This window comes from Leptolyngbya sp. FACHB-261 (genome assembly GCF_014696065.1).
Lineage (GTDB): Bacteria > Cyanobacteriota > Cyanobacteriia > FACHB-261 > FACHB-261 > FACHB-261.
This window is the reverse complement of the sequence record NZ_JACJPL010000001.1, coordinates 254351-274570: the sequence shown is the minus strand read 5'-3', so window position 1 is coordinate 274570 and position 20220 is coordinate 254351. Positions and strand designations below refer to the sequence as shown.

The 20220-nt window shown below is 55.2% G+C and carries 16 protein-coding genes; 3 read left to right on the top strand and 13 right to left on the bottom strand.

Annotation, left to right across the window (positions count from 1 at the left end; genetic code table 11):
- Positions 1-28: 28 nt before the first annotated feature.
- Entirely contained in the window at positions 29-742 is a 714-nt protein-coding gene (locus H6F94_RS01225; RefSeq protein WP_190800403.1) for a potassium channel family protein, read from the bottom strand.
- A gap of 50 nt (positions 743-792) precedes the next feature.
- Positions 793-2127: a TrkH family potassium uptake protein gene (locus H6F94_RS01220; RefSeq protein ID WP_190800402.1), complete on the bottom strand. Its 1335-nt coding sequence runs from the start codon at positions 2125-2127 to the stop codon at positions 793-795.
- Positions 2128-2350: 223 nt separating this feature from the next.
- Here H6F94_RS01220 and H6F94_RS01215 point away from each other — a divergent pair, with 223 nt between their 5' ends.
- Positions 2351-2845, top strand: coding sequence for a hypothetical protein (locus tag H6F94_RS01215; protein ID WP_190800401.1), 495 nt, complete (start codon positions 2351-2353; stop codon positions 2843-2845).
- 57 nt (positions 2846-2902) lie between these two features.
- Here the strand turns inward: H6F94_RS01215 and H6F94_RS01210 are convergent, their stop codons facing one another.
- The 8 genes from H6F94_RS01210 to H6F94_RS01175 form a co-directional block, all read right to left on the bottom strand.
- On the bottom strand, positions 2903-3676 hold the full coding sequence (locus H6F94_RS01210) for a PspA/IM30 family protein (RefSeq protein ID WP_190800400.1): 774 nt from the start codon (positions 3674-3676) through the stop codon (positions 2903-2905).
- 94 nt (positions 3677-3770) lie between these two features.
- Positions 3771-4538 carry a PspA/IM30 family protein gene (locus H6F94_RS01205; RefSeq protein WP_190800399.1) on the bottom strand — a complete coding sequence of 256 codons (768 nt, stop codon included), beginning with the start codon at positions 4536-4538 and terminating at the stop codon, positions 3771-3773.
- A gap of 133 nt (positions 4539-4671) precedes the next feature.
- Positions 4672-5022, bottom strand: coding sequence for a phage holin family protein (locus H6F94_RS01200; protein ID WP_190800398.1), 351 nt, complete (start codon positions 5020-5022; stop codon positions 4672-4674).
- Between the two features lie 79 nt (positions 5023-5101).
- Positions 5102-6688: an SPOR domain-containing protein gene (locus H6F94_RS01195; RefSeq protein ID WP_190800397.1), complete on the bottom strand. Its 1587-nt coding sequence runs from the start codon at positions 6686-6688 to the stop codon at positions 5102-5104.
- A gap of 82 nt (positions 6689-6770) precedes the next feature.
- Positions 6771-7424 (bottom strand): RNA polymerase sigma factor, encoded by a 654-nt coding sequence (locus H6F94_RS01190; protein ID WP_190800396.1) that lies wholly within the window; start codon positions 7422-7424, stop codon positions 6771-6773.
- Between the two features lie 106 nt (positions 7425-7530).
- Positions 7531-10068 carry a U32 family peptidase gene (locus tag H6F94_RS01185; RefSeq protein ID WP_199320105.1) on the bottom strand — a complete coding sequence of 846 codons (2538 nt, stop codon included), beginning with the start codon at positions 10066-10068 and terminating at the stop codon, positions 7531-7533.
- A gap of 7 nt (positions 10069-10075) precedes the next feature.
- Entirely contained in the window at positions 10076-11341 is a 1266-nt protein-coding gene (locus H6F94_RS01180) for a M16 family metallopeptidase (RefSeq protein WP_190800395.1), read from the bottom strand.
- A gap of 16 nt (positions 11342-11357) precedes the next feature.
- Positions 11358-12692, bottom strand: a complete 1335-nt coding sequence (locus H6F94_RS01175; protein ID WP_190800394.1) for a M16 family metallopeptidase — start codon at positions 12690-12692, stop codon at positions 11358-11360.
- 252 nt (positions 12693-12944) lie between these two features.
- Between H6F94_RS01175 and thrB the strand changes: the two genes are divergently transcribed.
- Positions 12945-13907, top strand: coding sequence for a homoserine kinase (gene thrB / locus H6F94_RS01170; protein WP_313949192.1), 963 nt, complete (start codon positions 12945-12947; stop codon positions 13905-13907).
- Positions 13908-13926: 19 nt separating this feature from the next.
- Here thrB and lpxD read toward each other — a convergent pair whose 3' ends face one another.
- Together lpxD and H6F94_RS33175 are read right to left on the bottom strand one after the other, a co-directional pair.
- Positions 13927-14958 carry a UDP-3-O-(3-hydroxymyristoyl)glucosamine N-acyltransferase gene (gene lpxD / locus H6F94_RS01165; RefSeq protein ID WP_190800393.1) on the bottom strand — a complete coding sequence of 344 codons (1032 nt, stop codon included), beginning with the start codon at positions 14956-14958 and terminating at the stop codon, positions 13927-13929.
- A 9-nt stretch (positions 14959-14967) separates the two neighbouring features.
- Positions 14968-17379 (bottom strand): IMS domain-containing protein, encoded by a 2412-nt coding sequence (locus tag H6F94_RS33175; protein ID WP_190800392.1) that lies wholly within the window; start codon positions 17377-17379, stop codon positions 14968-14970.
- Between the two features lie 330 nt (positions 17380-17709).
- Between H6F94_RS33175 and pdhA the strand changes: the two genes are divergently transcribed.
- Positions 17710-18735: a pyruvate dehydrogenase (acetyl-transferring) E1 component subunit alpha gene (pdhA, locus tag H6F94_RS01155; RefSeq protein WP_190800391.1), complete on the top strand. Its 1026-nt coding sequence runs from the start codon at positions 17710-17712 to the stop codon at positions 18733-18735.
- A 142-nt stretch (positions 18736-18877) separates the two neighbouring features.
- On the opposite strand, the gene H6F94_RS01150 is transcribed toward pdhA, so the two are convergent.
- Complete coding sequence (locus tag H6F94_RS01150; RefSeq protein WP_190800390.1) at positions 18878-20143, bottom strand: HD domain-containing protein; 1266 nt, start codon at positions 20141-20143, stop codon at positions 18878-18880.
- Between the last annotated feature and the right edge of the window lie 77 nt (positions 20144-20220).

Sequence of the window (20220 nt, the reverse complement as noted above, 5' to 3'; positions counted from 1 at the left end):
AGGTCGTCAGCAGCAGTATTGGCTAGATTTATTTTGCTAGCTTGCAGGCAATCGGCAGGCGGCTGATGTCTTTATTGCTGCCAATGACAACAATGGCCGAGCCTCGCTGTAATCGCTGGTTCGGGTTTGGGTTGATTTCAAACTTGTCATTGTGGCTAACTGCTAAAATACTGACGCCGTACTGGCTGCGCAGCTTCAATTCTAGAATCGTTTTGCCATCGAATTCATCGGGCACCATGACCTCAACGATACTGTTGTCAGGGTCCAATTCGAAGCGATCTAGAATGCCTGTTTGAGTGAGCGAGCGAGCCAGAGTACAACCCATTTCCGATTCTGGATATACCACCAGATCGGCTCCCACTTTTTTCAGCAATGTACCGTGAACGTCAGAAGAAGCTTTAGCGACGACATGGTTAACCCCAGCCTCTTTGATGTGCAGAGTAGTGATAATGCTTTCTTGTAAGTAATTGCCAATCGCCACAATCACCGTGTCAAACTCAAAAATTCCAGATTCCTTAAGAGCTAAGGGATCAGTAGAGTCTAGCTGTAAGCAATGAGCTGCTTGTTGCTCAGTCGCAACCTGAGCAACCCGCTTCTCATCTACATCCACCCCCAACACTTCGTAGCCTAAACTATGCAGAGTTGATGAGACAGCACGCCCAAAACGGCCCAAACCAACGACTGCAAATTGCTTGTTGTCAGGACGCAGATTTCTAAAAAAACTGAGAGATGTAAGATTCACCTGTCGTTCCTTAGGTTCAAAATAGTAAAGATACTGAACAATAGTTTGGTCTAGCCGACCAACAGAGTTTCCTCAGGATATCTGATGGCGCTTCGCTTGGGCTCTCCCAGTAAGGCTGCCATCAGAAGTAAGATGCCAACTCGCCCGATGTACATGGTCGTAATCAGAACCAGTTTCCCTGAAGCGGACAAGCCAGCTGTAATCCCTGTTGAAAGCCCCACCGTTGCAAAGGCGGAAGTTGCTTCAAGCAGAAGGCTAATAAATTCAATGCCGGGATCTGTAAGCGAGAGTAAGGCTGTTGACCCAATCACCGTAGCAAGTGAGCCTACTGTGACTCCCACTGCCTTGAGGATCAGGGTGTTAGGCACCTGCCGGTCATAAAGATCCACTTCTTCTTCACCCTGTAATGAAGATTGAGTACAACTTAATAGCAACCTAAAGGTTGTCGTTTTGATGCCTCCGCCGGTACCACCAGGATTGGTGCCAATAAACATCAAGCCAATCGTAATAAACAGACTGGTTGCCGTCATTTTGCCATAATCAACTGTATTGAACCCGGCAGTCCGAGGCACAACGGCCTGAAACCAAGCTGCCATCACCTTATCCGCGATTGGTAAGGGGCCAAAGGTGCCCGGATTGTTAAACTCTGTCAGCAGTAGCGCCAGGGTTCCGACTATCAGAAGAAACAGAGTTGTGCTAATCCCAACCTTAAAATTGAGACTAAAAACGGTGCGCTCTGGGCTTCGTCTCAACTTGCTCCGTAACCACAAATAGCCTTCTAGGATGACCTGATAACCAAGACCACCAAAGATAATCAGCATAGAAACAATCAGGTTAACTGCTGGTGAACGGACATAGCCAATCAGATTGTCGGAAAAAAGGCTAAAACCAGCATTGTTAAAGGCGTTGACACTATGAAAAATAGCCTGCCAAATACTCTCCCCTAAACTAAAACGTTGAGCAAAGACTGGGATCAGTGCGAACACACCAGTCAACTCAAACAATAGAGTCGTTGCAATGATGGACTGCACCAATTGCAGCCCGCCACGCATGCCGGGTGTGTCCAGCGACTGCTGTAATGCAATCTTGTCGCGGAGGCTAAACCTACGCCCGACTAAGAGTAGTAGGAAGGTGGTAGCAGTCATGTAGCCTAACCCTCCTATCTGCACTAGCAACACCAGGAATGCTTGACCCCAGTACGAATAGAACCTACCGATATCAACCACAGACAACCCGGTAACGCACACGGCTGAGGTTGATGTAAACAGAGCTGTAATTGGATTGCTCCAGGTTCCGTCACTGGTTGATAACGGCAGCATGAGCAGCAACGTCCCCACTGCAATCAATGCTAAGAAGCCCAGACAAATCGTTCTCGCGGGCGTCAACTCTGCCTCCAGATCTCTATGCAGGGGTTTCCATATCGCATGCCTCAGGTAGTTTACACAAGTTGCTTGCTACACGTTCAATTCCCTGACTAGCTTGTGCGCCTTTCAGCTTGAACCCAGCAGTAGCCCCGAAGTCTCACTGGTTGGTTCTTCATTGAAAGCAAATTTAGAATAGAGCTGCAGTCTGGTATGAAGGGCTATGCGCTGGAGCCATCGGATACGCGTGGGACTGTCAGTTGGCCTGTGCAGTGGGCTAATCGGCTTCTACATTGGCGGCCAGGTGATGGTAGCGGCTCGGACGCGTGAATGCACCGCTAAACCTGATTGGTTGGTTGACCTTTGCCAGGTCTGGGTAACCCCGGGAGCTTGGTGGCAGGGAGGCACGCAGGGTATGTGGTTGGGCGCAGGGGTAGGTGGTTTGATGGCAGCTTTAGCGACTAGCCGTCGCCTACAACAGTCCCTAGCTCCCCAAGATCGTTTAGAGCGCCAGTCTCTGTTCAGTCCAACCTTGAGCTCAAACTGTTTTAGCCACGAGCAAGCTCTATCGCCTGCGGAACTGCAAGCGGTGATTATAGAAGTCAATCGGTTGCACTTAGAACAAAACTCCAGCCTGACTCTCGCAGAGGCAAGAGATGTGCTGGAGGAACTGGGCTTGCCACCTGAACAGCTAGAACCAGCGCTAGCTCGGATCCGCGACCGGCAGCAACGGTCTGAGTAGATGGGTGCGGGTCACGGGTGCTCTCTCTTAAGGTGCTAAGAGAGAGCACCCGAATGGCTAGCCTTTCTCAAGCTCGGCTCGCAACTGCTCTAGTTCCGCATCTACAACACTATTCTTAGATGTATCTTGAGGAGCCGCTTGGGGTAAAGCTCCCTTGGGGGTGCCACCGGCAGAGAGCGCCATCTGCTCTTTAAGCGCTAGGAGGTCCGCATCGACGTCACTCCCAGACTCCAGCATGGCAAACTGCTTCTCGAGATTGTCGCCTGCAAGTTCAGCAACAGCTTCTGAGCGAGCTTCCATCTGTAACACCTTGTCTTCCATGCGCTCAAAAGCGGCCATCGAAGACCCTGTGTTCATGTTGCCCATGACCTGGTTAATCTGCTCGGTCGCCTTGGCGGCTCTAGCCCGCGCGGAGAGCATGTCCTTCTTGGTCTTGGCTTCCGAAATTTTGCTCTCTAAGGCGACAAGATTGCGTTTCAGGGTATCCAGTTGAGCCGTTTGCCCGTCGACCTGACTTTTCAAACCCGCTGCAACTTCAGCATTCGTCTTCTTCCGAGTTAGAGCTTCACGGGCTAAGTTCTCATCCCCCTTGGTGAGAGCCAGTTGAGCCCGTCGCTGCCACTCGTTAGCCTCGGTTTGAGCCTGGTTATATTTCTGTTGGAGGCGCTTCTGAGAAGCCATCGCTTGAGCAACTGCCTGCCGCATCTGGATCAGGTCTTCTTGCATGTCAGTCACTGACTGCTCAAGGATCTTCTCCGGGTCCTCTGCAGCACTGACCATGGCTCCGAGGTTGGAGCGGACGACACGGCTGACTCGATCAAACAGTCCCATAGCAATTTGTTCCTTTGGTCTCTAAACGGCAGTCAAAGTGGGGTCTAAATTGTTAGCTAGCCCTGATCTAGGGGAGTTAGCTAGGGTTAGCGGCTTAAGACTTATCAAGCTGAGCGCGAAGCTGCTCTAGCTCAGCGTCCACGCCGCCAGAAACCCGGGGTTCTGCAGCCCGAGCTTCTGGTAGGGCTCCCGGGTTTGCATTGGATCCTGCAAGCTGAGCTTTCATTGCTGCCAACTCCAAATCAACATCGCCACCTGCTTCTAAGGCGGCAAACTGCTTATCTAATGAATCACCTGAGATCTCGGCAACTGCATCAGACTGAGCTTCCATCTGAAGCACTTTCTCTTCCATCCGCTCAAAGGCGGTTAAAGAGTTGCTGGTATTAACTCGACCTAGAATCTCATTGATTTGCTGAGAGGCTTGGGCAGAACGGGCACGAGCGATATACATGTCTTTTTTGGACTTAGCCTCAGACAGTTTGCTCTCTAGCGCCTGCATGTTTTGCTTGAGCTTGGCAACCATTTGACTCTGGCTATCCAGCTGCACCTTGAGACTACTTGCGGTCTCAACATAGGGCTTGCGACGGCTCAGAGCTTCGCGGGCCAGGTTTTCGTCTCCCTTGGTCAGAGCCAACTGGGCGCGGCGCTGCCATTCTTCAGCACTAACTTGTGCCTGATTTTGTTGCCGCTCCAGCCGCTTTTGAGATGCGATTGCCTGTGCCACCGCTTGACGCAGCTGAATCAGGTCCTCCTGCATGTCCGTAATGGTCTGCTCTAGGATTTTCTCAGGATCCTCCGCCGCGCTGACTAGCGAATTCAAATTCGAGCGGACCACGCGGCTAATGCGGTCAAACAGTCCCATAGCTTAAGCTTCTCCGTTTGCTGGCCCTTGAGTTGCGCAACTGGCTCTGCCTTGCTTTATGTTATCCCAGACTTCAGGGGTGGCACCTGTTTCAGCAAGTAGCCCGGCAGCAAGTACCCCCTAGTAAGTATTCCTAGTAGAGCCCTAGGGCACCCCCTAGCAAAACGTTCATGCCCGTTAAGGCTAAAGGGTTGAGCAATGCGGAACCAACCCTCGAAGCTGATAAGCCTTTTAGCCAGCCGAAGGTTAACCAGCACAGCAAGGTATTGCCTAATAGCCAGAGTGCTGCACAAAGCCACAGTGATGGACGCGGCTCCATCGCACTTAGGAGCACACTAGCCAAACCATTGGCGATTCCAGCTACCACCATCGCGAGCAGCAGATCCATGCCCCGACTAATCCGGATTCCTGGCAGGATCCAGGACATCCCACCCAACGTCAGCGCCGAGAGGAGGCTACTGCTAATCCAGTAGATTGGCTGCACAGCGCTTTGACCTTAGCAAGGGTGAGTCACAGTGATCATGGCAAATCAGTCGGCAATCGGCTCAGTTAAGGCCTAACTTCTAAGGCTCTACGATGGCTGCCGGTAAACCAGCAGATTGCAGGGCGTTGGCCCGCTTGCGCGCATTCTCTGGGTCTGAGAAGGCACCAAGCTGAATATACGACTGGCCGTTGAGCTGGCGTACGTAAGCATCGCCTACAACCCGTCGCGCCTGGTTCAGCGAGCGCTCGCTGCTGAGGTTCATCACTACATAGTGAATCCCCGAGCCCCCACTGGCACTAGCACTGGCAGTCGGGCGACGAGCAGCGGCACTGGCTGTTGAACTGGTGGTTGAACTGGCTGTGGGTGCTAGAGCTGAGCTAGCCGTAGCAGTATCCAACTTGGGGGCGGGGGGCGCAACTCTACCAGGATTGGGCTCCTCAAAAGGATTGACTGGAGGCAAAACGGCTGCCGATGCAACTGGAGCAACAGGACTAGGCAACTGTGGGCGCGATGCTGGAGCCTGAATAGGTGTGGGGCTAGCTTGCAAAATCGGTGGCCGCTGCGGCGTGCTAGCAGCCGAAATGAGGGGAGCAGGACGCGAAGGTGCGCTGAGAGCTTGGACAGGGGGACGCCGTTGAGTCAGGTTACTACTCAAGGGACGCGGTGCTGGTGCACCGGAGGGGCCTGGTTGACGGGGAATAGCAACAGCCTGATTAGGTGGGGCCTGATTAGGCAAAGAAGTTGTAGCACCGATCGAGCCTGCGCTGTTCGCAGTGGCCAAGGGAGTTGAACCCCAAACCGGTTGAGAGGCTGTACCAGGAGCACCAGGGATAGGTGCGGATGGCATCGGTGTCAGAGCGCCTACTGAAGGATTGGGTGCTGCTGGGGTGCTGGTCCGTAGCTGATTGAGCGTATCTACATCAACTCTGGGCGAACTTTGGGCATTGGGAGCTGGCTCAGAGGCCAGTGGACTGGAACTTGTCTCGGGCATTGCATTGGTCGACTGCTGCCAGCCCAGACGGCTCAAATTGCCGCGATCGACTAGCAGAAAACCAATGACCGCACTGGAGCACATCAGCAATAGTAGAGAGGCGACGCCAACTGGAGTCAGCAAGCCCCGAAAGAAACCTGGTGTTGCTACAGGCGCGAAAGAGTCCTGCTCTTCGGTTTCTTCTTCAGTCAGGCTGCGCAGTAGTTCATCGGAGGAGCGCAGATCCTCAGCCGTCTCAGTCAATTCACCGGCTGGATAAGCCATCGACTCGTGGGCGTCTAGAGCTGGGATGGCTGTGGCCCCTTCTAGCCCTGAAAATGCTTGAGACGCTCCTAGTGAACTTGAGAGCGCACCCGAGTCGGGCAGTGCCCCTTGCAACTCAGGCTCGTGTGCTGACAATGCTGGTACCGCAGTAATACCCGCAGGGAGCGGCGGGATGGGAGGCTGGCGATGGACTGGTGACTCGGCGAGCGGCGCGGGCTGGGTTAAGCCCTGGGCGACTGGCGCGATGGAGCCAGGCTGACCCTCCCGCCACTGGCGATAGCGGTCTAACTCACTCTCCAGTTCCACATCTAAGCTGGCCAGAACAGGGCGCAGGGGAAATGCTTCACTTGCTGCCTCACTCTGCTCTAAGCCGCCATTATCGAGTGTTGACGCCGAGTTTACGGAGCTCATGTGGGGTACTCCTCTACGCACCATTACAACCAATTACTGAGATAACAACCGAAAGCGATTACTTTAACCAATCAAGCTCAGCCTATTCCAGTCCAGGATGGGCCATTTCCACTACTGGCTCTACAGCAGTCTGCCGTCGGGCCAAATAGAGGGTCTGGATATCTTCGGGTAGTGCCACCATCAATTGCTCGTGGGCCAGGCTCAGGCGCTGACGCACCTCAGTGGGTGAAACTGCTTCCCCTTCTGCTTGCAGGTAAGCAGTAATCCGAGCCTCGCTCCAGCGAAACGTTTCCGCTAACAGCAAGATCAGGCGCAGATCACCCGGCAGTTGGTCCATCGCCTGCTGCAGGTAACACCATAAAGGTGGCGAGGCGTCAGTGAGTGAATAGTGAATGGCTTCAACTGGCGGTAACTCCACCCGGTTGATCATCACTGCTGTCAGGTTAATCAACCAGCTTTGCAACGTCAAACCCTTCATCGCCCGCAGGTCTAGGCCCATGAGCTCGCTCTGGATATGCCGCCAGGTTTTGGCAAAAAGATAATCTGCCTGAACAGGCGAACGTACAGCACTGCTAATCAAGGTGTAAACCACCTGACCATAGCGGCAGAAGAGCGCAGCAAAATAACGCCCTGCTTCAGGATGTCGCTGGCATAGCGTCACTAAGTCCTGATCGCTATAGCGAAACAGAGGGCGGATGAGATCGTGACTACACTCTGGAAAATAAGGGAGCTGCAAGGGAGCCTCCGATTGCCGGAGTTTAGGGACTGGTTGCCAATAGCCCTCACTATAGCAGCGTCTTTTTTAGGCAAGCCTGGGCTGTGCGTAGATTTCAAAAAAGTTTTCAGGCGAGAGAACCACGCGTAATCCCCTGAGGGACAGATTGACGTAGGGACTGCCAGAGTTCGCGTCCAGAGACTTGACCTTCTAGAGCCTCACGGTAACGTGGGTACAGGTTGCATAGCTGCTCAGGTGTCTCATGAACTAACTCAATCCGGAAGCGACGGATGCCGGCGTGCTGAAAGGCAGCTAGATGTTCTGCCCCTGATTGGGCTTGTGCATGAAAGACTGTATTGCGACAGCCCATATCGGCAACCACAGGATGAGCTAAGCCTGTGCGGTCTCGCAACTCGACTTGGTGCCGCTCACAGGGACGCCCACAGGTAGTGAAGTCATCGCCAGTCGAGAGGAAACGCGCAAACACACAATGCTCGGTATGAAACACCGGCAGATGATGATGCACGATCACCTCTAGCTGCTGGGCTGGAGCATAGCGAGCTAAATCCAGGATTTGCTTGGCGCTGAGGTCGTGACTCACGGTTAGAGCTTGCAAGCCTTTGGCGAGCAGCGTTTTGGCGGTGATACCGTTGACCGCATTCAAGGAGAAATCCCCGATTAAGGCCATGTGGGCAACTTGGTCTGACAGGGCAAAGCTCGGCTCTGTCAAGGTTTGCAAAAGCCCCAGGCTACGGACCAGTAGACCCTCTGGCTCCAAGCCTAATAGAAATCGCCAGAGCCGCTCTTCATTGGGTTTAAGAATGCGTGGCGCCGCAATAACGGCTTTGAGTCCGGCTGCTTGAACAGCTTGCACTGAGGGCTTAAGCCCATAGAAGTCTAAATAGTCAATGTAGATGGTTGGTACACCTAGCTCAATGGCAGCCTCAACTTGTTGCGGTGTCCGGCAAAGCACCGTTAGCTCAGGCCCCTTTAGCTCTGGCACTATCGGCTCAGGTGCCGTTGGCTCAGGCAAAACAGGCTCGATAACAGGTGTAGTAAGTACGACCTGTCGTAAACGGTTAAGAGCTTCCCTAGGCGAAAGGGCGTAACCCTGGACCTGATGGTGGTCCAGCAGTTTGGCAATTGCCTCTCGCCGCAGATAGGCCAATTCGCTCAAGGGATAAAACAACTCCCCAACTAGCTCGACCTCTACCGCTTGTAGCCAGTAAGGGGTTCCGCCTAATTTGCCTAGCTCAAGCATGAGGCGTTCTGATGCTAAGCCATGCTGCCGTGCTGCTTGCAACGGCACACGCCCGACCACACTCACAGTCGGCCGGTTTGGTTCCTGGACGTGGAGCTGTAATGGTTCGCCTTCTTGACCCTGGACTTTCACGGTCAATGGAATGCGCTGAGCCGTTTGTTCTGACTCGGCTAGCTGCCGTAGGCGTTTTTGTAGCTGTGGGTCATCAGTGCGCCATACCCAATCGCCCGGCTGAACCCGCCGCAGATTGACCTCACCCTTGCCGAAACGTAGCTCGACCAAGTCCCGGTTAAGTTCGTAGCAGGCATAGACTCGCCCACCTTCTTCTCGGTCCTGAGGTTGAGCTTGGTCAAAAACCAGGCCATCACCAGGTTTCACCGGGATTGACAGCTGCACGACAACACCGCGCTCCGTGGTTTTAATCACCTCGCCTACTTTGACACCCCGATGCCGGGGCGCTCGCCCCTGCACCAGCCGCTGGTGGCGGGCACCTTCTAGAAAGCCAGGGGTTAGGCCGCGCGAAAACACCTGGTTGATATCCCGCTCTGCCTCGACAGATAGCTCGACCGGTAAACCAGCCCAAGCTTGGTCGATTGCTTTGCGGTAAGCCTGTGCAGTGAGGGCGACGTACTCTGGCCCTTTCAGGCGGCCCTCGATCTTGAAGCAGTTGACGCCCGAGCGCACAAGCTCTGGAATGTGCAGCAGAGCCATCAAGTCCTGAGGGCTGAGCAAGTATTGCGAGGGGCCAAGTTCCCGGACTTCGCCATCGCACAAGAGTTCATAGGGTAAGCGGCAGGCTTGAGCGCACTCGCCCCGATTAGCCGAACGCCCACCCCAGCCCTCCGAAGAGAAACACTGGCCAGAATAGGATACACACAGGGCCCCATGCACGAATACTTCTAGCTCTGGGCCGCCCCGCGCTTGCAGAACTTGTGCAATCTGCTCAATCTCTTTGAGAGACAGCTCGCGTGCTAGCACCACCCGTGAGACGCCCAGATCTTGAGCGAATAGGGCAGATTCAGCTGAGGTGATCGTCATTTGTGTCGAGGCATGAATCGGCAGGTCAGGCGCGATCTCACGGATCAGCTGGACTACGCCCAGATCTTGCACAATCACAGCATCAACGCCAGCCTCAGCGATCCTGGCGATCAGAGGGGCCATCCGAGGCAATTCTCGATCAAAGATTAGCGTATTCAGAGTGACAAAGCCTTGCATCGCCGCTCGATGCAACTCGGCCATCACCTCTAGCAGTTCTTCAGGCGCAAAATTCACGGCCCGAGCCCGGGCATTGAACTCACTCAAGCCAAAGTAAACCGCATCTGCGCCTGCTGCTACAGCGGCGCGCAACTGAGGATAACCGCCAGCGGGAGCCAGCAGTTCTGGGATTCTGCCTGCTTGTGCCATGCTGCCTTCAGGCTGTGGCCTGATTGAATTCAACTGCGGCGGCGGGACCGACTAACGAAACGACGGGAGACTGGCAATAGCGCTGCACAGCTGCCTGAATGTCCGCTGCGGTTACCGCTTCGATCATCTGCGGAAACAGCTCATCGTAGCTGAGACCCAGTCCCAGTACCTCATACCAGCCCAGCACTTGCGCAATCTGAGCATTGGTTTGCTTGCCCAACGCATATTGCCCCAACAATTTGCTGCGAGCCGCTTGCAGTTCTTCTGGGCTCAGGGGCTGTTCGGCCAGCCGCTCAACCTCACTGCGTAGCCCATCCAGGGCTATTTCTGTGTTGCTCGGCGCAGTACCCATATAGGTACCAAACTGAGAAGGCTCTAACCGGGTTGGATAGAATGCTGAAACCTCATAGGCTAGGCCTCGCTTCTCACGCAGCTCCACAAATAGGCGGCTGGACAAGCCATTGCCTAAATAGGTGCTGGCCAACTTAAACGCACAAAAATCGGGCGATCGTACGGGTGGGGCCAGATAGCCCAGCATGACGATGGACTGTTGCGTATCCTGGGGCGTGACTTGCCAACGGTTCTGCGGCTTGGGCTGGCTGAGTTGCAGAGTAGGGACAGGCTCGGCAGGCACTTGCCAATCGCCAAACACAGCCTCGACTTGTGCCAGTGCAACCTCAGGCGTAATGCGGCCAACAATGCTGATAACGGTCTGGTCAGGGCGAAACCAAGTAGCGTGATACTGCTTCAAATCCTCATGTGTGAGGGCTTGAACACCCTCGGTGTTGCCTAAACCTGAGAGCGCATAGGGATGCTTGGCATACAAAGCCTGACGCAGTTGATCGAAGGCCACTGCAAATGGCTGCTCTCGCTGAGAGCGAATTGCCTGCAGCGTGAGCTTGCGCTCTAGTTCTACTTCTTCAACAGGAAAGGCTGGATAGCGCAGTAGCTCAGCTGCCAAGCTAAAAATGGCAGCAAAATCACTACTGACCGTTTTTAAGCTCAACAAGAAATAGTCTGGGTTAGCTTCGGCGCTGAGGGCTGCACCCACGGACTCCACGGCTTCAGCAATTTCGCGGGAAGAACGCTGAGCGGTTCCTTTGGTCAAGACAGCTGAGGCCAGATGGGTTAGACCGGCCTTTGCCCAGGGTTCCACCCACTGCCCGGCTCGATTAAAAATGCGGGCAGCGACAATGTCCGCCGTTGGGTTTTCGACCACCAGCACCACGATGCCATTATTTAGGACGGTACGATGGACTGTACGCTCGTTCACGGTGGTGCAAGTCCCCTTATGGCTGGCTAAATTCAGGTTGAACAATGGTCGTGACCACTCGCTCAGGCGAAAGGTAGCGTTGAGCTAAGCCTTGCAGATCTTCTGGTTCAAAGCAGCGGATCAACTCTGGGTAAAGGACAGAGAGTTCTGGTCGGCTGAGGGTGCCGTAGAAGCCATATAGGCTAGCAATTTGGCCAGGGGCCTCAGTTGCAAACGCATAGTCACTGCACAGAAGCCGTTGCGCTCGGCGTAATTCCTCTAAAGAGACGGGTTCCTGGATTAGAGTATCGAGCTGTTTTCGAACTCGCTGTTCAGCTTCTTCTAAATGCTCGGCCTCCAACCAGGCGCTGATCATGAACAGCCCCGACTCTTGAGAAAGCGAGAAACTGGCGCTGATGCCTTGCACGAGCGAGTGATCTTCGCGCAGCTCAGCAACCAGGCGCGAAGAGCGCCCCTCGGCCAGAATTACGGAAATGAGATCTAAGCCATAGCTGTCGACCGCCTGTTCGATATCAGGTCCCTGCCAAGCCAGCAGCAACCGAGCTTGTTCTAGATGGGGCAGCGTCTCGCAAGTGCGTTGAGTTGCGAAGGGCGTGCCTAAGGCAAGAGCCTCTGGATCAGGGCAAGCCTGACCGGGCAAAGCACTGGGAAAATTGCCAAAAGAGCGGTTGACCAGTTCTAGAGCCACCTCACGGTCGATACCACCCACCACGACCACCGTCATATTCTCGGGCCGGTAGTAGCGGCGATGGAAGGCCCGCATATGCTCAGGCGTCAGGTTCCCCAGGCTCTCCTCAGTCCCCAAGACTGGGCGCCCGTAGGGATGGTATTCGTAGAGGTTGCTGACCAGTTTTTGATAAGCCCACCAGTCAGGGCTATCATTGGCGCGGCGGATTTCTTCCAAGACCACCAGCCGCTCCCGGTCAAATTCTGCATCCGGAACCGCTGCATGCAGTAGTAGCTCTGCCAAATAGGGCAGGGTTTCCGGCAGGTAACAGGCAGCAGTGGTGATGTAATAGTGAGCGTAATCGTGACTGGTGGCGGCGTTGGTAATACCGCCCTGCTCCTCAATCACCCGGTCAAACTCACCGGGTTGCAGGCGTTCAGTGCCCTTAAAGATCATGTGCTCTAGAAAGTGAGCCATGCCCGACCAACCGACCGGCTCAACCCTGGCTCCCGCTCGAACCCAGACATCAACAGTTGCAACTGGAGTTGTGGGGATCGCCTGATAAATCAGCGTCAGGCCATTATCGAGCTTGGAAACTTCAGCAGGGAAGGCTGCGGTGGAGACAGATAGCAAATGGGCAGCTTCTAGAACATTGGAACTGTCGTGACTATCGTACCGTTTCATGAGGATTCTGATAGGGAGTCGCAAGCACGCGTCCAGAACTGGCATTTGGGGGAGCGTTTGGGAAACAGAAAACCTAGGCGACCCAGACGCCGGGATCACAACTTCTGCAGCCGCAACTCGCTGTTTCCATCAAGTGCAAAACTTAAACCGGCACCCATTTCAATCTACGGCCTTGTAGATGGAACAGCCGGATCAGGTCATTCGCTCATTCTAGCTTAGGCGAATCCTGAGGTAGAAAACGGTTTTGGGTGTGTGGTTGCTCAAGACTCACTGGAGAAGCGTGAACTGCTCATGGTCGAAGCTCGTCGTATTTGTGTCAGCGTCCCTGCGACAACCGCAAACTTGGGACCAGGATTTGATTGTCTGGGTGCTGCCTTGCAACTCTACAATCGCTTCACCTTTGAACTGGGCGAAGCAGGAACAGGCTTTGAAGTGGCAGTTTCAGGTTTGGAGGCAGAACGGGTGAACCGCGATCCGCGTCAAAACTTGGCCTGCCAGGTTATGTCTCAGCTTGCCACCAAACTGGGCCGCTCATTGCCAGACTTGCGCTTGTACATCGACTTAGGTGTGCCCTTGGCGCGAGGCTTAGGCAGTTCTGCAACTGCCATTATTGGCGGTTTGCTGGGTGCTAATGCCCTGCTCGGTTCGCCCTTAAACCAGTCGGAGCTATTGAATTTGGCGATTGAGATCGAGGGGCACCCAGATAATGTTGCTCCTGCTCTCCTGGGGGGCTGCTGTCTCTCGGCCACTGATGCCAATGAACAATGGCAAATTTGCTCTGTGCCCTGGCATGCCTCGATTGTGCCAGTTGTTGCCATTCCAGACTTTGAACTCTCAACCCGGGAAGCCCGTGCCGTCTTACCTGGAACTGTGAGTCGCGCTGATGCCATCTTCAATACTGCTCACCTAGGATTACTCCTGCGAGCGCTGGAGACAGGCAATTCGGATTGGCTGAGAGCTGCCCTAATGGACCGCTTGCATCAGCCTTATCGTTGGCCTCTAATTACAGGCGTAACAGCGGTGCAGACAGAACTCTTGAAGACAGCGGCCTATGGCTTAGTGATTAGTGGTGCTGGCCCGACGCTTCTGGCTTTAGCCCCTGCTAACCAGGCTGAGGCGGTTGCCCAGGTCATGCAAGCTGCCTGGCAAAGCGCAGGCGTCAAGGCGCAAGCCAAGGTACTAGCCCTAGATACCCAGGGTGCGAGCCTGACTTAACGGCTGCCTTAGAGGGGTGCTATTGACGGCTATCGATCTGGCGCTGTAGCTGCCGCAGCGTCTGATAAATCTCCGGTAGTCGTCGATAGACTGCCACCGCTCTCAGCCAAACCGTATTTGGAATCGCTGGATAGCCGGCAACAATAGCGCCGGGATCAACATCGCTCATGATGCCAGCCCGAGCACCCGCCGTAACTCGACTGCCCACTTTGGCTTGGTTCGCAACGCCACTTTGCGCCGCGAGGACGACATGGTCCCCTAACTCACTAGCACCAGCTAGGCCAGTCTGAGCGGCAATCACACAGTGGGCGCCGATTTTGCAACCATGACCCACTTGCACCAAATTGTCGAGCTTGCAGCCCCGACCAATGCGAGTTTCGCCAACTGCTGGGCGATCAACGTTGCTGTTGCAGCCGATCTCGACTTCGTCTTCTACAACCACCGAGCCAGATTGCGGCATCTTAAACCAAGTGCCCTGTGGCGTTGGCACAAAACCAAAACCCTCTGCTCCCAGTACTGCCCCACTGTGAATCACACAGTCAGCCCCGATCTGGGTGCGCTCATGGATTACACAGTTGGCGTGAAGCAGGGTGCGGTCGCCAATCCTGACGTCAGGATAGATCGTGACGTTGGGATGAATACAGACCTGATCGCCCACAACCACGCCAGGCTGAATCACGACATTAGCCCCAATCGCCACATCTCGCCCCAAGCTCACGCTGCTATCAATGACAGCGGTGGGATGAATGACTGCAGTGGGTTGAAAAGGTTTGTAGAACAGGTTGAGAGCTTGCGCAAACAGAAGTCGTGGCGTGCGCGTGCGCAAACAAGGGATCGAGCGTTCTTCAACTAGAGCTAAGACTTGCGCGTTGTCAGGGACTAACAGAGCCCCAGCTTGGGTCTGCTTCACCTGGCTCAAGCGGCGGATATCTTCGACAAAACTGAGTTGGTCAGGACCCGCCTGGTCTAAAGCAGCGACACCTATAATCTCGCGGTCCGGCTCACCGGTAAAAGGACAATCCAGGTGAGCCGCTAATTCAGACAGCTTCATAGGCCATTCCTACTCCAGCGCCTGGGCTGTACGGATCAGCCACTTGCCACCCTGCCGCACAAACTCATACTCGACGCGGTATTCGCTGTCTGCTGCCAGACTTTCATCCTCGGTGCCGTTGGCAAAATAGCGACGGGACTCGCCCACTAATGCAATGACCCGAGCCGTGTCGCCGTCTATTGCTGCTGTTGCGGTGGGCGCTGGTTCAACAGCAGGGGGCGTGAGTTCAATGGTGGGCGTTTGAGCTGTCTCAGGCGCATCAAGCCCAGGTGAAGCGAGTCCTGCATCAGGTGTGGGGCTGGCTGGGTCAGCCGCTTCGGTCGCTTCTAGCCCACCAGGTGTAGGACTGGCGGCACTGCCATCTAGCGGCACCGGTTGGTCGTTCACTTCGATTTGCTCGATGTCGATCCGCTTCAGCTCGTACTGCCAGTAGGCGTTGTCATCCTTAAGTGTGGTTGCCTTGCCTCGCCAGTCAGACAGGCTGGGATCAACCAGGATCGCGTCTAGCGCCGGAATCTCATGCTCTGGCCCCATTGCCCTGGCCTTGGATGCCTGCCAGTTCTGAATCAGCTGCTCAGCTACTGTTGCGTCGAACCGGTCTGCATTGACTGCTACGCCTGCTGGAGCTGTGCCGTCTGCTGCTGCAATCGGCAGGACCGGGCGCTCTAGATAAACGCTCGGTTCATCACCGCCGGTCGTCTGCCCAGGCTTGAACACAGCGCGGTACGCAGCTTGCAGAGCCCAAGCCCCACCCCCTAACAACAGCAACGCCCCCGTCACCAAGATCAGAACCCGCAGCGGTTGCAGACGCCGTCCACCGCCGGAACGACGCCCAGCAGAGGGGCTACCAGTCCGGTCACCTAGCGGACGCTCTGCCAGTGCTGCCCCGCCTCTGGGTCGTCGTGGCGGCAGATCGGTCGCACTGGGCAATTCATAGCTATTATTGCCGCGCTCGCGGACGGCCAAGGGTTCTTTGGTCGGGTTAGCCCGGTTGCTGCTGTTTTCCCTGCTGCCATTTTCCCGGGGAGCATCAATACTGCGGGGCGGGGGACTGAGGGTTGCCGTACTAATATTGCTGAGCCGATTAGCCGTAACGGCTCCGGCTGCCAGATTTTCTATTGGACGAGTAAATTCTGGACGCGTACTGTTGTGCAAGACTGCCCAGTCGGGGTCGCTGTCCGAAGAGAGGGGTAACGCCTCTAAGTAGCTCTGCACCTGGTCATCTGCAAAGTAATCCTTCAGCGCAGCCCGTTGCTGGGAGAGATCGCGGAAATGTGGAAAGACCTCATCCTGAAGCCAACGCTCTGCATAGAGACACAGGCCGGGCAACAGGTCGGGTGAGCCCTGTGAATGCTGCCGGATAAAGGCCAGGGGCTTGTATTCACGACTGAGTTCCAGGCTGCGGCTGGCTTCTTCGGTTTGCCCCAGCAACAAAGCACAAACGGCCTGTTCCAAATGCACATCTTGGCGTTGTCCCAGGCGCACTAGCATGCCCCGTGCCCGGCGAATCAAAGCCGGTTGCCGCTGGGCAAAGCCCCGAGCTAGTAAGGCATAGACTGCCAGATAGGTCGCGACTGCCGAAGGCCGACGTGCTTCGTCTTCAAATAAAGCCTGTTGCTCGGCAGCGCTGAGGTAGCTGCGCAACTGCTGGATGAAGCGCAGAAAATCATCAATGCCGAGGCCAGAGCGGTCATTGCCCGTGCCGTCGATGCCGCCTCGCTCCTCCAACATCTCCTGCAACAGCAGCAACCCACGTTGGCGCTCGCGGGGATTTTGTTCGGGCGCTAGGGCTAGAAGCTCCAGAATGCGGTAAGGACGCAGCTTGTAGAGCTCGGCTTGGATCTCGCCGCGAACGCTAGCAAAGAGTCCCTCCCGCAGCAGCAAATCCTGCCCTTGCTGGAGAGCAGCGGCGGCGGCTTCGTACTTGCCCTGTTGCCAGTGCTCACGGCCCAATTCCAAGGAAGCCAGAGCCAAGGTCAAAACGACATCCGGGTCGTTCCGTTTACCGCTGCCCTGAGTGGGGGCTGCAAAATCAGAGCCGGGTACCAGACAAGCCTGACCCAGACGCAGAACTAACTCGTATTCGCCCAACTCCAGCAGTAGCAGGAGTGCGCCCGGCATCAAATCATCGCGAATCTCCAGGCTAGGCACACCAGGAGTAGGGGTCCCCAGGCTAGCCTCGCCGATGATTGGCTCTCGCCCCCCAGCTCCGATCTCCGCATCGTAGCCCCGTCGCTGCTCTGGATCGAAAAGAACGCCATAAGCCTGGTCGAGCAATTGGCGACGCGCTGAGATGGCCGAGTCTGAATATTCGCGCCGGGGCAGTTGAGCCGAGCGGTCGCGGTGAGCCTGCTGCAATTGCTCGGGCGTGGCTTGAGCTGGCAATCCTAGAATTCTGTAATAATCAAGCGGGATGCGCACAGGTCCACGTCCTCAGCAGCAACAAGTGAGCAGGGAAATTGCACTCATCATACACCCGGCATTTCGGGCCATGAGTCAGTCTGAGTAAAGACACCCCTGGATATTTTAAGCGTGGAGTGTACCTAAATCTGGCGTTTCTCTACTCTAGATTTGCAAAAACGTACGGGTGAACCCCCAGGCCTAGCTAGTCAGCCTCAACTGCTGAGCATCTGGACAGCTAAGTACCAGGACAGCTAAGCACCGGGAGACTTCAGGATCTGGGGTACATTGGGTTAGCTGATTAAATAAGATTAACCAGACTGTCAGTGAGTCGGGAGAAGATTGCAAGTTATGGTCCAGGATCGTATCGCGTCCCCCCCCTCAGCTCTGTCCATTAACCGCGAGCAAGGTCTACGTCTCTACGAAGACATGGTTCTGGGCCGTCTGTTCGAAGACAAGTGCGCTGAGATGTACTACCGAGGCAAAATGTTCGGCTTCGTGCATCTCTATAACGGTCAGGAAGCAGTAGCGACTGGCGTCATCCAAGCCATGCGCCCTGACGATTATGTTGCTAGTACCTATCGGGACCACGTTCACGCGGTCAGTAAGGGTGTCCCAGCTCGAGCTGTGATGGCGGAGCTGTTTGGTAAGGCAACTGGTTGCAGCAAGGGCCGGGGTGGCTCTATGCACATATTCTCATCGGAACATAATTTCTTGGGTGGCTATGCCTTCGTTGCTGAGGGCATTCCGGTAGCCGCAGGGGCAGCCTTTTCAGCCAAATATCGGCGTGAGGCGCTGGGTGATACGAGTGCCGATCAGGTCACAGCCTGTTTCTTTGGCGATGGTGCTGCTAATAACGGGCAGTTCTTTGAAACCCTAAACATGGCTCAGCTCTGGAAGCTGCCGATCATCTTTGTGGTCGAAAACAACCTCTGGGCGATTGGCATGTCCCACGGCCGGGCTACTTCGGACGTGGCTATCTATAAGAAGGCCGCAGCCTTCGGCATGCCCGGCTACGAGGTGGATGGGCAGGACGTGCTGGCTGTGCGCGAACGTGCGCTTGAAGCCATTGACCGCGCCCGTGCTGGTGAGGGACCGACGCTGCTAGAGTGTCACACCTACCGCTTCCGGGGCCATTCCTTGGCGGATCCAGATGAGCTGCGGCCTGCTGAAGAGAAGGAAGCTTGGTTAGCCCGCGACCCGATCAAAATTCTGGCAGCCCGCTTGACCGAGCATGGGTTAGCCAATGGCGAAGAGCTCAAAGCGATTGACAAGAAAATTCAGGCCCACATTGAGGACGCGGTAGAATTCGCCCTCGCAAGTCCTGAACCGGATCCGAGTGAACTGCACCGCTACATCTTTGCTGAGGACGAATAGCCTCTCCCTCAGGATTACCTCAGAACCTGGCCCCCAGCTCCTCTCCTTATGGGTGTAGGCGTTGGGGGTTAGGTTTTGGAGCTTGAGCTGGGTTGGGCTGGGCTAAATTGTAAAATTTTTGGCTAGAAAATTGAGGAAGGCCTTAAGACCCTACTAGCTCTTCTAGATTTAACTTCGCCTCGCGGGGGTAGAGGAGCCAAGCCCTTTGTTGCGGCTGAATGAGGGTTTTGACTAAAGGGGATAGTTCGCTAATTTCACGTAGCGTTCCTTGCTCGGTACGTAGCTCAATGCCCTGCCGGTACAGCGTATAGCCTTGGGTTAGGGCGGTGCGGATACTGCTGTAGTAGTGAGGGTCAAAGCCCTGCTGGCTCAATTGACGCTGCACTTGCTCTAGAACCTGGTGCTGTTGAATGTTGCTGAGGTCGCTGAGATCCCAAGCCTTTAGCAAGTCGCGGTCCTGGTAGCGACGACAAAGATCAGCCAGGATCGGATCTGGGTGGTGCTGCCAGCGATGGATGTGATAGCCAAATACCACGTCGTCAGCATTCAGATATTGTTCTAGGGGCAACTGGTCAGGATGGCTTTGCAGCCAGGCTCGCATGTTTGAGTCAGCCTCTAGCGTGCCCTGTTCACTTTGTTGCAATAGGACCTGAGCGCGCCGAAAGGCGCCTCCCAAAACAAAGCGAGCTGTCAAGTTTTTGGGATGGTTATAGACCTGGGTGTACATGAAGTAGCGCACGACCAGGTAATGCTCAATCGCCGAAAGCCCTTTGCGGGCTCTGACCACCAGGCGTTGCGTCTCTGGGTCATAACCCAACGCCATCAGAATGCGGTCGAGATCCAGCCGTCCATATTGGGCTCCGGTGAAGTAGCTGTCGCGCAGCAGATAGTCCAAACGGTCACAATCGAGCTGGCTCGAGACCAATTGCCAGGCGAGCGCGGGCGTATAAGTTTTGTGGTAAAGCTGCACCAACTGGTCGGCTAGTCCGGGCTGAGCCTGGTCAAGGGCCTGCCGTACAGGGGCTGACTCCTGCACGATACGACAGGTCCACAACTCGTGGTGACTATCGAAAAACTCCTCTCCGGCATGGCTGAAAGGACTGTGGCCGATGTCATGCAGTAAGCCGCCGCATAGAACGACCATGCGGTGGGGCAGCAATTCTGGATAGACCTTGGCTAAGCGATCGAAAGCCCGCCGCGTCACCGCCATTGCCCCCAACGAGTGGGTGAAACGAGACCCCTCAGCGCCATGAAAGGTAAAACTGGCAACATCAAGCTGCCGGATGCGCCGCAGTCGTTGAAAGGCAGGCGTATCGATTAACTCGATGAGTAGCGCCTCGACGGGGTCACTGCCGTGGAGGGTAATGGCTCCGTGTAGTGGATCGTGGTAGGTCCGGGAGCTAGGCATGCCCTTACTCTAGCAACCTGACTGTTGGACTCTATACCTTTTATCCTCTGTATTTCAAATATGCAAGTTTCTAATAA